The organism is Microbacterium sp. NPDC076911 (assembly GCF_040687125.1).
Lineage (GTDB): Bacteria > Actinomycetota > Actinomycetes > Actinomycetales > Microbacteriaceae > Microbacterium.
This window is the reverse complement of the sequence record NZ_JBFBMP010000005.1, coordinates 89,525-102,825: the sequence shown is the minus strand read 5'-3', so window position 1 is coordinate 102,825 and position 13,301 is coordinate 89,525. Positions and strand designations below refer to the sequence as shown.

Annotated in this window: 11 protein-coding genes; 6 read left to right on the top strand and 5 right to left on the bottom strand. The window is 62.9% G+C overall.

Translation table 11 applies throughout. The features are described 5' to 3' along the window. Positions 1-30 precede the first annotated feature (30 nt). Positions 31-1,506: an FAD-binding oxidoreductase gene (locus AB0O81_RS09405; RefSeq protein ID WP_363583557.1), complete on the bottom strand. Its 1,476-nt coding sequence runs from the start codon at positions 1,504-1,506 to the stop codon at positions 31-33. Between the two features lie 138 nt (positions 1,507-1,644). After that, a complete protein-coding gene (locus AB0O81_RS09400) occupies positions 1,645-3,156 on the bottom strand; it encodes an FGGY family carbohydrate kinase (RefSeq protein WP_363583555.1) in 1,512 nt (503 codons plus the stop codon). A 153-nt stretch (positions 3,157-3,309) separates the two neighbouring features. Between AB0O81_RS09400 and purU the strand changes: the two genes are divergently transcribed. Both purU and AB0O81_RS09390 read left to right on the top strand, forming a co-directional pair. Continuing rightward, positions 3,310-4,191 carry a formyltetrahydrofolate deformylase gene (purU, locus tag AB0O81_RS09395; RefSeq protein ID WP_363583553.1) on the top strand — a complete coding sequence of 294 codons (882 nt, stop codon included), beginning with the start codon at positions 3,310-3,312 and terminating at the stop codon, positions 4,189-4,191. 67 nt (positions 4,192-4,258) lie between these two features. Then, positions 4,259-4,915 (top strand): hypothetical protein, encoded by a 657-nt coding sequence (locus tag AB0O81_RS09390; protein ID WP_363583551.1) that lies wholly within the window; start codon positions 4,259-4,261, stop codon positions 4,913-4,915. On the opposite strand, the gene AB0O81_RS09385 is transcribed toward AB0O81_RS09390, so the two are convergent. Then, on the bottom strand, positions 4,912-5,763 hold the full coding sequence (locus AB0O81_RS09385) for a serine hydrolase (protein ID WP_363583549.1): 852 nt from the start codon (positions 5,761-5,763) through the stop codon (positions 4,912-4,914). The genes AB0O81_RS09390 and AB0O81_RS09385 overlap by 4 nt on opposite strands. 148 nt (positions 5,764-5,911) lie before the next feature. Continuing rightward, complete coding sequence (locus AB0O81_RS09380) at positions 5,912-7,876, bottom strand: M13-type metalloendopeptidase (protein WP_363583547.1); 1,965 nt, start codon at positions 7,874-7,876, stop codon at positions 5,912-5,914. A gap of 155 nt (positions 7,877-8,031) precedes the next feature. Between AB0O81_RS09380 and AB0O81_RS09375 the strand changes: the two genes are divergently transcribed. Continuing rightward, positions 8,032-9,357: an MATE family efflux transporter gene (locus tag AB0O81_RS09375; protein ID WP_363583545.1), complete on the top strand. Its 1,326-nt coding sequence runs from the start codon at positions 8,032-8,034 to the stop codon at positions 9,355-9,357. Positions 9,358-9,361: 4 nt separating this feature from the next. Here AB0O81_RS09375 and AB0O81_RS09370 read toward each other — a convergent pair whose 3' ends face one another. After that, positions 9,362-9,976, bottom strand: a complete 615-nt coding sequence (locus AB0O81_RS09370) for an RNA methyltransferase (RefSeq protein WP_363583941.1) — start codon at positions 9,974-9,976, stop codon at positions 9,362-9,364. 236 nt (positions 9,977-10,212) lie between these two features. Here AB0O81_RS09370 and AB0O81_RS09365 point away from each other — a divergent pair, with 236 nt between their 5' ends. The 3 genes from AB0O81_RS09365 to AB0O81_RS09355 all read left to right on the top strand — a co-directional run bounded on the left by AB0O81_RS09365 (position 10,213) and on the right by AB0O81_RS09355 (position 13,301). Continuing rightward, the gene (locus AB0O81_RS09365) at positions 10,213-11,475 is read left to right on the top strand and encodes an Nramp family divalent metal transporter (RefSeq protein ID WP_363583939.1); all 1,263 of its coding nucleotides are present in this window, start codon (positions 10,213-10,215) and stop codon (positions 11,473-11,475) included. A 118-nt stretch (positions 11,476-11,593) separates the two neighbouring features. Further along, positions 11,594-12,655, top strand: a complete 1,062-nt coding sequence (locus AB0O81_RS09360) for a helix-turn-helix transcriptional regulator (protein WP_363583543.1) — start codon at positions 11,594-11,596, stop codon at positions 12,653-12,655. A 4-nt stretch (positions 12,656-12,659) separates the two neighbouring features. Continuing rightward, the gene (locus AB0O81_RS09355; RefSeq protein ID WP_363583541.1) at positions 12,660-13,301 is read left to right on the top strand and encodes a metal-dependent transcriptional regulator; all 642 of its coding nucleotides are present in this window, start codon (positions 12,660-12,662) and stop codon (positions 13,299-13,301) included.

Genomic DNA, 13,301 nt, shown 5'->3' with positions numbered 1-13,301 from the left:
TGGTGTTGATGCTGGTCTGCTGGTCGGGTCTCAGCGTCGAGGGGGTCCGAATCCTAGTTTTCCGGGATTCATGATCCCGTCGGGATCCCAGGCGTCTTTTTGCGCCTTCAGCAATCGGAATCCTTCTCCGTACTGCTTGTGCATAAAGCGTCCGAGCTTGATGCCGACACCGTGGTGGTCGTTCAACACGGCACCGTGCTCAATGCCGGTGAGAATGCCAGCGTCCCACAGCCGGTCGTGCAAGCTCATCGCTTCTGCTGGATCGGTCGGCGGCTCGTCGACGTAGAACCGGTCGTAGAGCATCGCACCCCAGTCGTACCAGTGCGAGAGGTGGGCGGTATAGCGAGCGCCATACTCGGCGAACTCCTCTTCGATGACCTTCTTCTTGGCCCGGTAGATGTTGGGGATGTCCGCGAAGCGTGCGACCTGGTCGAAGGTGCCATACATCAGCGGCGGCTGCGGCAGCTTGCCCTTTGCATAGGGCTCGTACTTGCCTTCCCACCAGATTCGACCGACGTCGGGGCCCTGCGAAGTGCCACCAGCGCTCTCGACGAGGGCCGTGATCGCCTTGGTCTCATAATCGACCAGCTCTTGGGCGCCGTCGCACATGATGACCATGAGCGTGCCCGTGAAGGGCGTGCCGACCCAGTCCTTGAGCTTCACGCTGTCTGCCTCGTCATACAGGCGGATGACGGCCGGCCGGAGGCGGTTTGTCATGATGCGACGACCGGCCTCGATGCCGGCGAAGATGTCGGGAAAGCTAAATGACAAGAAGCCGCGAGCTTCAGGAAGCGGGTCGACGCGAAGGGTTGCTTCCGTGATGACGCCGAGCGTTCCCTCAGAACCAACGAAACTCTGCAGCAGGTCAGGGCCTGCCGCATGGCTGGGTACGCGAAGAGTCGTGACGGTCTTGCCTGGTGGGACAACAGCCTTCACCTGAACGACCTGGTCTTCGGCCTTGCCGTACTTGGTCGACACAACACCCGATCCACGGGCGGCGATGAACCCGCCGATCGTCGCCCCGAGGTGGTACGACCCCGGGTAGTGCGCGAGCGTGAGGTTGCGCTTGTTGAGTTCGTCCTCGAGCGTGGGGCCGTCGATGCCGGCACCGACCGTCACCAGAAGGCTCTCTTCGTCGATGTCGATGATCTCGTCGAGCGCCGTGAGATCCAATGAGATGCCCCCGTAAACGGCGAGGGTCCCACCCTGCGTGCCGGAGCCACCACCGCGTGGCACCACCGGCAGCCGATACTCGGAGGCGATGCGCACAACCTCTTCGACCTGCGCTTGCGTCGTGGGTCGAACGGCAATGTCGGCTGAGGGAAGCTGTAGATCGGAGTACTGAATGTACTTCGAGGTCCACGACCAGTCGGCTGCTTGCGCCTGGAGTTCACCTGCGTCCGTCGTTACTCGATCGCGCCCGATTGCTGCTTCTAGCTCGCGCACAATGTGTCCCTGCAGGAACGCGCTTCCGCTCACTCGTGCGGCGGCTGACTGATCCGTCACCTCAACTCCTTCGTCTGACGTGTCGGTGATTCTTCAATGAATCGATCTTGTATCCCTACTTGTATACAAGTTAGAACACAGCCGTGTATAGCGCAACCCTCAAAGTGAACATCGACGTGATTCTTGCCGATGAACTGGCTAAGAACGCCCTAGCCGATGGCTGATCTGGGCCGTCGTTTCCGCGAGGCTTAGATAGTCTTCAAACCGAGATCCATAAAGTTCCCGCTGGTCAGGATCAGGTTTCACAGTGCGCGACGCTCGACCTCGTGCCACGTGGGCAGCATCGATCAACGTAGGCAGCCCTCCCGCGCCGACAGCGGCGACCAATGCCGCACCCACCGAGGAATCGCATTCCGAAAGCACTGAAACATCCCGATCGAGCACGTCAGCTACGATCCGCGGCCAGACCGCACTGCGCGCACCCCCACCGATCAGCGCAACTGCGGGCGGCAACGGCGCTGAGTAAAGCCCCGCTGCATCCCGAAGCGAAAACGCGACGCCCTCCATCACCGCACGCGCGAAGTGCGGCCACGAATGGCGAGCGCTGATACCTGCAAACGTGGCTCGAAGCGCGGGATCAAACCGCGGCGAGCGCTCCCCGTTGAGGTATGGCGTAAACAGCAGCCCGTCAGCGCCGGGTGGGGTCTGGGCAACCTTGCGGTCGATTTCTGCGAAGTCAACCGGACCCTCAGCAACCAGCATGCTCTCACCCAGCCATCGCAATGATGCCGCCGCAGCGCTGGTCGCACTATTCCAATAGAAGACGCCGGGAACAACGTGCTCGTAGCAAAGAACACGCTTGTCTGTCGGACGACTATCCGCCACGACCGCGACGTTGCCAGCCGTAGCAATCTTGATCGCCGTGTCGCCGTGCCCAGCGAGGCCAGCTGCCAGCAACTCGGCGGCAGTGTCTGTCGTGCCAACAGTCACCGAAACACTCTCAAGGCCCCAGCGGGCGGCAAGTTCCGGCGCGAGCGCGCCCGTTACCGAGGTCGGCTCCCGCACCTCTGGCATGGCGCTCATGGGCAGACCCGCGCGCGCAACCAGTGTGGGATCCCACTCGTGCGTATGTACGTCCAAGAGCAACGCGCCTTGCGCGTCGACACGGTCTGTGCAGAAAGGAGCTGTGGCAGAGAAATGCGAACGCACCCAGTCCTTCATGAACCAAAGCTGTTGGGTTGCGTCGATCGCGCCGGGTTCATTCTCTGCGAGCCATCGCAACTGCGCGAGCGTCCACGTAGGCGTAGGAGCGTTATCGGTGACGGCTGCGATGTGCGCACCGTCAGTGCGCCGAAGTTCTTCTGCCTGCGTCGCACTGCGCTGGTCATTCCACATGATGGCAGGGCGCACCGGTACCCCATCGCCGCCTACTAGCACGGCGACGTGCGTCGGCGCCGAGAAAGAGATGGCCGCTACCGTTGCACGCTGCGTCACTGTAAGCGATCCAAAGACGTCGTCACACGCGGCGAAAGCGGCCGCGACCCAATCAGCGGGATGCTGCTCAACCCACCCGGGTTGCGGGTGATAGCTGCGATACCCAGCATGCCCTTCGGCGACCACATATGCGGCGGCGTCAATCACAGAAGCTTTGCAACCGCTCGTGCCGATATCGATGCCCACGTAGAGCTGCGGTTCGCCTGTCATCTGCATCCACTAAGTCCTTGCGATCGTTGAGCACTACCGTCTGGTCTCCCAAGGTAGGCGATGGCCGGGTCGCTGTTCGCGATCCGCATTCGTCTATCTCACCTGGCGCACTCGCAGCCAGTGCCCGCGACACCCGCCAAGACAGGGCAGAATCGATGCATGACTGTTGTGCCTGCCTCCTCGTTGACCGACCACGCCTGCCTGATCGTTCACGGCGCGGATCGGCCGGGAATCGTCGCGGCGGTGTCGGCGCTGATCACACGAAACCAGGGCAACATCGTGGCGTTCGACCAGTACTCAGATGATCCAGTCGGAGGAGCATACTTTCAGCGCGTGGTGTTTCACCGTGCGGGATTGCCGGCGGCACTGAGCGAGATCGAAGCGGATCTTGAACGCACCATCGGTGGAGAGTTCGGCCTGGAGTGGACGATCACCGACCAAGCGTCACCGAAGCGCATGGCGATTCTCGCGTCAAAACAAGATCACTGCCTGCTCGACTTGCTCTGGCGCCATCGCCGGGGCGACCTGCCGGTGAGCATTCCCATGGTGATCTCGAACCACCCGACTGCGGCCGATGATGTGCACTCGTTTGGCGTGCCGTTCTTTCACGTACCGTCGGTGCCGGGGCCCGATAAGTCGGAGTCCGAAGCCAAGATCATCGAACTGCTGCGTGGCAACGTTGATTTCATCGTGCTCGCGCGGTACATGCAGATTCTCTCGCCGAGCTTCCTCGAGCAGGTCGGCGTGCCGGTGATCAACATTCATCACTCCTTCCTGCCCGCATTTATCGGTGCCGAGCCTTACAAGAAGGCGAAAGAGCGCGGCGTGAAACTCATCGGCGCCACCTCGCACTACGTCACTAGTGAGCTCGACGAGGGGCCAATCATTGAGCAAGACACGGTACGTGTCGCGCATGGCGACACCGCTGCTGAACTCGCTCGACGCGGCGCAGATGTCGAGCGGCAGGTGCTCTCGCGGGCGGTGCTTTGGCACGCGCAAGACCGCGTGATCCGCCACGGCAATCACACGATCGTTTTCTGAGCCTGCTGCTCACAACCACGAGCGCGTCTGGGCTCCGGGGCTGTAGGCCACCAAATAGGGTGGGGTCATGACCTCGCCACGTCGTTCGTCAGAGGTGTCGTGGTCGAGCTATCGAGAATCGATCGGAGATCGCTCCGGTTTGTTCGAGGGGCTCACTGACACGTGGGCAATCGAGCGGGCGCTCTATCTCGGCAGCTATGTCGACCTGTCACCGTCGGTCGCTATTCCGGCAGTGACCTATGTCGATGTTGATCGTCGTGCGACCCGCTTCTTCGCAGACGAGCAACGCGTAGCTGCAGAGCTCCACGGCCGAGCGCGCCCTGGAGCCGCCACAGAGGTGAAATACCTTGACGCAGATTTCACGGCTGCACTCGCCGTTGAGGAACGCAGCGTTGACCTGATCATTTCGCTCTTCACAGGCCCCTGCTGGGACGGGTGCGAAAGATACCTGCGCGCAGACGGACTATTTCTGGCGAACGCGAGCCACGGCGATGCCAGTCTCGCCGCGCTTGATTCTCGGCTCACGCTCGTCGCGGCAGTGACACATCGCGATGGTGCCTACCGGTGGAACACCCACGATCTGGACAGATATCTGGTGCCCAAGAAGCCCGCGAATGCCACCGCGGAAGCGATTCGGGCGTCCGGCCGCGGTGTCGCCTACACTCGCCCCGCATTCGCGTACCTGTTTCGATACGAGCCCGCACCCGCACCCGCACGGGACTAGTGCACGTACTCCATCAGCTCGACGCCGAAAGCACGAAATGCGTCGTGCGCCCGCATGCGGTGCAGGATCGAGAGATCGTCGAAGCACACGATCATTGCGTAGGACACTCCAGCACGCGGTCCGGCAAGCACTCCTGCTTCAGCCCGAATGCCCGCATCACGCCCCGTCTTGTTGATGAAGAGCAACCCGTGCTCGTCGTTCTCGTGAGAGAAAGGGTCGAGGCCCGTGGCGGATGCGACAAGTGAAAGATCATGATTCAGGCTCAGCCACTCCGCGACCTGCGCGCTCACGCTGGGTGACACCGCCTTGGAGTTCACCAGCGCAGCGAACAGTTCTGACAGTTCACGCGACGAGGCGAGTGCAACGTGGGGTGCGTCGTCTGGTCCTCGCTGCTCTCGGAACTGATCGAGCAATGCCGAGCGCTCCATTCCCAATTGCTCAATGCGAGCACGCACCGCGGGCAAACCCACTCGCTCAAGAAGCATGTTCGCGGCGAGAGCATCGCCCGTGGCAGCGGTCAACACGGCAAGGTCGATCAGCGGCAATGCCGGTGCTTTAAGGTGCTGCCACAGACCGGAAACAGCCACCGGCGCTACTGTCGCGCGATCAACGATCTCGAGCGGATCGAGCGCGCCCGACTCGAAAGCCGCCGCGACTTCGATCAGCAGCGGCACGACTCCGAGCCCTGCGACAGGCAGGGTGAGAAAGTCGTCTCCCGCGAGCACCGAGGTGCCGCGATCGAGATCGGTGATGCGCACCGAAACCTGCGCGCCAGAAGTGGCGAGGTCATCGAGCGCCTTGAGCGTCGACGTGAACGAACGTCGACCGATGGCCGCGCGCCGCGGCACGCGCAGATTGCTGCTTCGGCGCGACCCTCGTAACGAGTCGGCGTCCCGTTGGTGTTCTGGGGACGTGCCCAAGTGGGCTTCCTTCCGATCTTGGCGGAACATGAATGAGGTTACCTGGGTGGAACTGCGCGGGCGGGCGCGAGTACGATCACCAAATCGTGACGCGCTCATCCTTGTCGAGCCAAAGTGCGTCGGTTTCGGTCACGTCGAATGCGTCGTAGAACGCGTCGATGTTGCGAACGATCTGATTGCAACGAAACTCATTGGGCGAATGCGGGTCGATGGTCAGCAGTCTGATTGTCTCAGCATCCCGGCCCTTCTGTTGCCATACCTGGCCCCAACTCAGCAACAGTCGCTGAACACCCGTATAACCGTCGATTACGGGCGCTTCAGCACCGTCGAGTGAAAGCTCGTAGGCCTTCAACGCGATGCCCAAACCGCCGAGGTCGCCGATGTTCTCGCCGATCGTCAGCGAACCGTTGACCTTGTTCTCTTCGGGTAGGCCGGCCGGGGTGAGCTCGTCGTACTGCGCAATGAGGTTCTTGGTGCGCACTTCGAACGCGGCACGATCATCGTCGGTCCACCAGTCACGCAGTGAACCGTCGCCGTCAAAGCGGCTGCCCTGGTCGTCGAAGCCGTGCCCGATCTCGTGCCCGATGACCGCCCCGATTCCGCCGTAGTTGGCAGCATCGTCGCGGTCCACGTCAAAGAAGGGATACTGCAGAATGGCCGCGGGGAACACGATCTCGTTCATTAGCGGGTTGTAGTACGCGTTTACCGTCTGCGGGGTCATGAACCACTCGTCACGGTCAATCGGTTGGCCGACCTTTTCGAGTTGGCGGTCGTGCTCCCAGATATGCGATCGACGCACGTTGCCAACCAGGTCAGTCGCGTCGATCTCGAGGCTCGAGTAATCTTTCCATTTCGCGGGAAAGCCGATCTTCGGTGTGAACGCCTCAAGTTTCGCCAGCGCACGCTCCCGCGTTTCAGGCGTCATCCATTCAAGGTCGCTGATCGACTGGCGGTACGCGGCGACAAGGTTCTCGACGAGTCCATCCATGGCCGTCTTTGCCGCCGGCGGAAAGTGGCGCTCAACGTAGACCTTGCCGATGGCTTCGCCCAAGGCCGCCTCGGTGAGGCCGACGCCACGCTTCCAACGTTCGCGGTTCACCGGCACCCCGGTGAGCTGTGTTCCATAGAACGAGAAGTTCTCGGCGACGAATTCGTCTGACAAGAACGCGGCTGCGCCGTGAACGATCGAGAAGCGCAGCCATGCCTTCCAGTCTTCGAGCCGTTCTTCGGTGAGCAAAGTGCCGAGTCCCTCGATGAAGCTCGGCTGGTAGATGTTGACCTCGTCGAACGCATCGGCGTGATCGCGGGCAATCCCCTCGAGCCAGGGCGTGAGGTCTACCCCAATCAGCGCTTGCACCTCAGCCCACGGCATGAGGTTGTATGTCGCCATCGCGTCGCGACTCTTGACGTTGTCCCAGTGGTGGGTCGCGATCTCGGTTTCGAGTGAGACGATGCGGTCAGCGTTCGCCGCGGCATCCGTCACTCCGGCGAGATCGAGGATCTTCTCAATGTGAGCGCGGAACGCAATGCGCGCTTCGCCGAAGTTCTCAAGTCGGTAGTAGCTCTCGTCGGGAAGCGACAGACCCGACTGCACGAAGAACGGCACGTAACGCTGCGGGTTGCCCGGGTCGGGCTCGATGTAGAGCGAGATCATGCCGCCCACGCCATCGCGCTCAAGCTCGCCCACCGTGCGCAACAGCGCCGGCACGGAGTCGATCTTCTCTACGCGTGCGAGCGAATCAGCCAGTGGCGCGGCCCCGAGCTCAGCAATGCGGTCAGTGTCCATGAAGCTTGAGTAGAGATCACCGATCTTGCGCGTCTCTGTTCCGGGTTCCGCTTGCTGCGATTCTTCGATGATGGCGTGAACATGCTTCTCTGCCTGCTCAGCGATAAGGTGAAAAGAACCCCAGCGTGCCTTGTCATCGGGGATTTCAGTGCGGTCTAGCCACGCACCGTTCACGTGACGGAACAGGTCATCTTGTGGGCGAATCTCGGCGCTCAACTCTTCGAGCACGAGACCAGATTGAGGGGCATCGGTCATGCCAACAAGGATAAGACCCGAACCTTTGGATTAGGTTAGCGAAGCCAACGGCCTCGTGACCCCGGGGGGGACCGCCGGTTCGCGCCAGTGTCCGTCGCAGGCGCCAGGTTCTTGAGTCCGGATGCTGCGTCTGCTGCCGACCGTAGGCTGAGAGCGTGACTACGCCTCCCAAAACGCTGAACCGCGACATACTTCGGCTCGCTGTTCCCGCGCTGGGAGCGCTGATCGCCGAGCCGCTCTTCCTCATCGTCGATTCCGCTCTCGTCGGACACCTGGGGGTGGTACCGCTGGCGGGCCTGGGTGTCGCCTCGGCGGTGCTGCAGACCATCGTCGGTCTGATGGTATTCCTCGCCTACTCGACGACCCCGGCCGTCGCGCGTCGCCTCGGTGCCGGCAACTCGTCAAAGGCGGTATCAGTCGGCATCGACGGCATGTGGCTGGCGCTCGGCATGGGCGCGGTGCTCGCCGTCGCCGGCTACCTTCTCACCCCGTGGCTCGTCAGCCTCTTCGGCGCGAGCGATGCGGTGGCTGCGCAGGCCGCAACCTACTTGGGGCTGTCAATGTGGGGGCTACCAGCGATGCTCATCGTCTTCGCCGCTACCGGGCTGTTGCGCGGTATGCAAGACACGGTGACACCGCTGTGGATCGCTGGGATCGGCTTCGGCGCGAACGCACTGCTCAACTGGCTGTTCATCTACGGATTCGGGTGGGGAATCGCGGGCGCGGCCGTGGGCACGGTCGTGGCGCAATGGGGCATGGTGGGCGCCTATGTCGTCGTGATCGGGCGGATGGCGCGGCGACACGCAGCATCAGTTCGGCCTGGACGCGACGGTGTGAGCAGTTCAGCGCGGATCGGCGGATGGCTGTTTGTTCGCACCGTGTCGCTGCGCTTTGCGTTGCTCGCGACGGTGGGGGTTGCTGCGGGACTCGGCACCGCTGAACTGGCAGGGTGGCAGGTGGCATTCACCATCTTCTCGACGGCTGCGTTCGCGCTCGACGCCCTCGCAATCGCCGCTCAGGCGCTAATCGGCAAGAGCCTGGGGGCCGAGGACTCCGCGACGGTCAGGCGGGTGCTCGGACGCACTGTTGCGTGGGGCGCATGGTTCGGCGTGATCGTGGGGGCGATCATCGGTGCCTGCTCGGGCGTGATCGGGCTGCTGTTCACCGGCTCAGCCGACGTCGCCGCTCTCGTGCAACCAGCCCTGATCGTGCTCGCGGTGGCTCAGCCAGTCTGCGGCATCGTCTTTGTGCTCGACGGGGTACTCATCGGTGCTGGCGACGCGCGATATCTCGCGTGGGTGGGTGTGCTGAATCTTGCCCCGTTCTTGCCCGCACTCGTGCTGGTCGCGGCCCTGGCGCCAGGAGGCGCTATAGGCCTCGCTTGGCTGTCGGTTGCCTTTTTCGGTGTGTACATGCTGGGTCGGCTCGTCACGCTCGGCTGGCGAGTTCGAGGCGCAGAGTGGATGACCGCTGGCGCATAGCGACCTACGCCCAGCGGCGGCACCACTCGTACATCACGACCGCGCCAGCCGCACTCGCGTTGATTGAGCGAGTCGAGCCGTATTGAGTGATTTCGATGACGCTGGATGCTGCCTCGATGGCCTCGGGCGACAGCCCTGGTCCTTCCTGACCGAAGAGCAACACGCATCGCTCTGGCAGTTCCGCCCTATCAACGGGAACTGAGTCTTCGACGTTGTCGATGGCGAGAATCGGCAGGGCTTGGGCATCTGCCCACTGCTTGAAGGAGGCGATGTCTTCGTGGTGACGGACATGTTGGTAGCGGTCGGTGACCATCGCGCCGCGTCGGTTCCACCGGCGGCGTCCGATGATATGCACTTCTTGCGCGAGGAACGCATTCGCGCTGCGCACTATCGAGCCGATGTTCATATCGTGCTGCCAGTTCTCGATCGCCACGTGGAACGGGTGGCGATGCCGGTCAAGATCCGCGACGATCGCGTCCATGCTCCAATAGCGGTACCGGTCGATGACGTTTCTTGAGTCGCCGCCGGCGAGCAGCTCTGGGTCGAAGCGCGGGTCGTCCGGCCACGATTCTGGGCCGCCGGGCCACGGGCCAACGCCGTGCGCAAGCTGCGGCTCGATCGGCGCATCTGGCGTTGCCGGGCCGGTGGGATCTTCGGGTGCTGTCACCGGCTCAGGCTACCCGTGTCGTGGTCGGTGGTCGGTTTCTCCGCAACTCACAACTTCTCACCCTTGGCTTTTCGGCACACCGAAAAATCCGCTAAGGTTCTCTCGTGTCACAACGTCCACCGAAGAGCACTCCCGCTGCAGGAGCGCCCCTATCGGCGCGCGTCGTCAAGACGCCTCGCGCGGCATGGCTGATCGGGCCGGCGCTCGTGGCGGGCGTCGCGTACCTCGACCCCGGCAACGTGGCCAGCAATATGACTGCTGGCGCGAAGTATGGCTACCTGCTGGTGTGGGTCGTCGTTCTCGGCAACGTGATGGCATGGCTGATTCAGTACCTCTCGGCCAAGCTCGGCATCGTTACCGGGCAGAGCCTGCCCGAAATGCTCGGCCACCGCATGAAGAACCGCATGGGTCGTCGCGCGTACTGGTTGCAGGCGGAGCTTGTCGCGATGGCCACGGATATCGCCGAAGTGATCGGCGGCGCGGTGGCACTGAACCTGCTGTTCAACATTCCGCTGGTGTGGGGCGGCGTGATCACGGGGACCGTTTCTATTGTGCTTCTGATGGTGCAAACCCGCCGAGGCGCGCGCAGTTTCGAGTTCGTCGTCATCGGGCTTGTCGTGATCATCGCAATCGGGTTCACATTCGGTGTCTTCATCGCCCCTCCCGATGCCGCCGGAGTTGCCGCCGGACTCGTGCCCCGCTTCGAAGACACTGGCAGCGTGCTGCTGGCAGCATCCATTCTCGGAGCGACCATCATGCCGCACGCGATCTACGCGCATTCCGCTCTCTCCCGCGACCGATTCGCCCCGCCGAAGCCGCAACAGGGTTCGCCCCAAGCGCCTGAGAATCGAAGCGCGCACGACACGAACTCCGCGCTTGCAGTTCTGCGCGGCATTCCGACCTCTCGACTGCTCAGGGCAACCCGTTGGGATGTCACGATCGCGATGGCGATCGCCGGAACCGTCAACCTCTGCATCCTGTTGCTCGCCGCAGCCAACCTCGCCGGTGTTCCCGGCACCGACACCCTCGAAGGTGCCTACGCGGCGCTTTACACGGGCATCGGCCCGGTAGTTGCGACGCTGTTTGCTGTAGGGCTACTTGCCAGCGGTCTCGCGAGCACCTCCGTCGGCGCATATGCCGGTGCCGAGATCATGAACGGCCTGCTGAAAGTGCGAATCCCCCTGCTCGCACGTCGACTTGTCACCCTCGTTCCTGCACTCGCCATCCTCGCGGCGGGCGTGGATCCCACCCTTGCGCTCGTGCTGAGCCAGGTTGTGCTCTCATTCGGTATCCCGTTCGCGCTGGTTCCGCTCGTCGTGCTGACCGCAAAGCGTGAGGTGCTCGGCGAGTACCAGAACCGCCTCGTCACGACGCTCGCGGGAGTGGCCGCCTCCGTCTTTCTTATTGCACTCAATGGGGTTCTGCTCTGGTTGCTGTTCACCGGAGCGTGAGATGGGTGGTGGGCATAACGTCGCAAAGCGCGCGCTTTGCCTGGCACCGTGGCTCTGAACTACAGAAACCCCCGGTAGGATCCTGTCATCGAAGGCAAAGCGCAGGTCAGGGGGTGCGATGCAGCCTGAAGAATCGCTTTCGGCTGGCAGCATCATGGATAGCTTCGTCGCAGACTTTCAGTCGCTCCGCCTGGCCTCCGGTGACGCCAGCTACACGCAGATCGCCGACAAAGTGTGCCAGCTTCGCGAGAGCCGTGGCTTGAGCCCAGCCGCCGCATACGTGGGCCGCTCGACGGTGTACGACGCGTTCCGGCTTGGTCGCAGGCGCATCAACCCCGACCTCGTTGCCGATATCGCCATCGTTCTCGGCGAGAGCGCCGACCGCGCCGAAGGCTGGCGCCGCTACTGCGTTCAAGCGCGCCGCGGTGACCCCGCCATTCCTATGATGCTCAACGATCCGCGAGGTGACCCCCCACGCGAAAGCGACCCAGAGCAGTCGTCGCGCACGGTGCCCGCTGAACCCACGCCCGCACAAGGCGCTTCGCCCGCGCCCGCGCCCGCAGCAAGCAACGTCTCATTCGCGCACGACGGAACCCACCGCCGGCAGCTCATCGCCGTTGCCCTCATTGTCATACTGACTGTGGCCGCCAACATGGTCGGCTCTGAAACTGCCGTTGCGCTCTCGTTTCCGCTCTATCTCGACATGATCGGCACAGCCGTCGCAGCCATCACCCTCGGACCGTGGTGGGGCGTGCTCGTCGCCGTTTCTACACACGGAATTTTCGCGGTAATCCAAACGTCTACCGATGGCCTGCCGTTCATGTTCGTCAACATGACCGGCGCACTGCTGTGGGGGTACGGTGTGCGCGTCTGGCGCCTGGATCGCACCCCGCTTCACTTCTTTGGCCTAACGCTTGCGGTGGCGCTGGCCTGCACACTCGTGGCGACGCCAGTCATCGTGTTCGGTTTCGGAGGCGCATCCACAAATGTGGGCGCTCAAGCCATTGCCGACAACCTCGCCATCATTGGCACTCAGGCGGTGGGCACGGTGTTCTCGTCAAACATCATCACCTCAGTTCTCGACAAGCTGATTGCGGGTTTCATCGCGTTGGTGGTCGCCCCTGCGTTGATTCGACGGTACTTGCCGGCGCAGCTGCGGTCGATTACGCCGGTACCCTGATTGCGTGCCCTCTGCCGCGATCGACGACTATCTGAAGGCGATCTACCACCACACCGAGTGGCAAGACGCCCGAATCACGCCGTCTCAGCTCGCTAACGTGCTGGGCCTTGCGCCCTCAAGCGTCACCGAAATGGTGTTGAAGCTTGCTGCGCAGGGGCTCGTGACTCACCGGCCTTACGGTCCGATCTCGCTCACCGATTCTGGCCAGAAACGTGCCGCGACTATGGTGCGTCGACACCGCCTGATCGAGTCGTGGCTCGTGCAAGAGTTTGGCTACGGGTGGGACGAAGTGCACGAAGAAGCCGAAGAGCTGGAACACACGATAAGCGACCGCCTGCTCGAAGGCATCGACGAACGCCTTGGGCGCCCCCGGTTCGACCCGCACGGAGACGCAATCCCCGATGCCGACGGCCACGTTGAACGCGAGCCGTTCGTGCTGCTGGCGCTGGCGGCCCCCGGGCATACCGGTCGCGTCTTGCGAGTCAGCGACCGCGACGCCGAGATCTTGCGTGTCGCCGAGAGCGCAGGCCTCACCGTGGGTGCCGAAGTGTTTGTGAGGGATGCTGACACTCTCGTGATCGACCAGGCGACAATCGCGATGCCTGCCGTTGCGGTCGACGCCGTCTGGCTGAGCGCCTCAATCTAG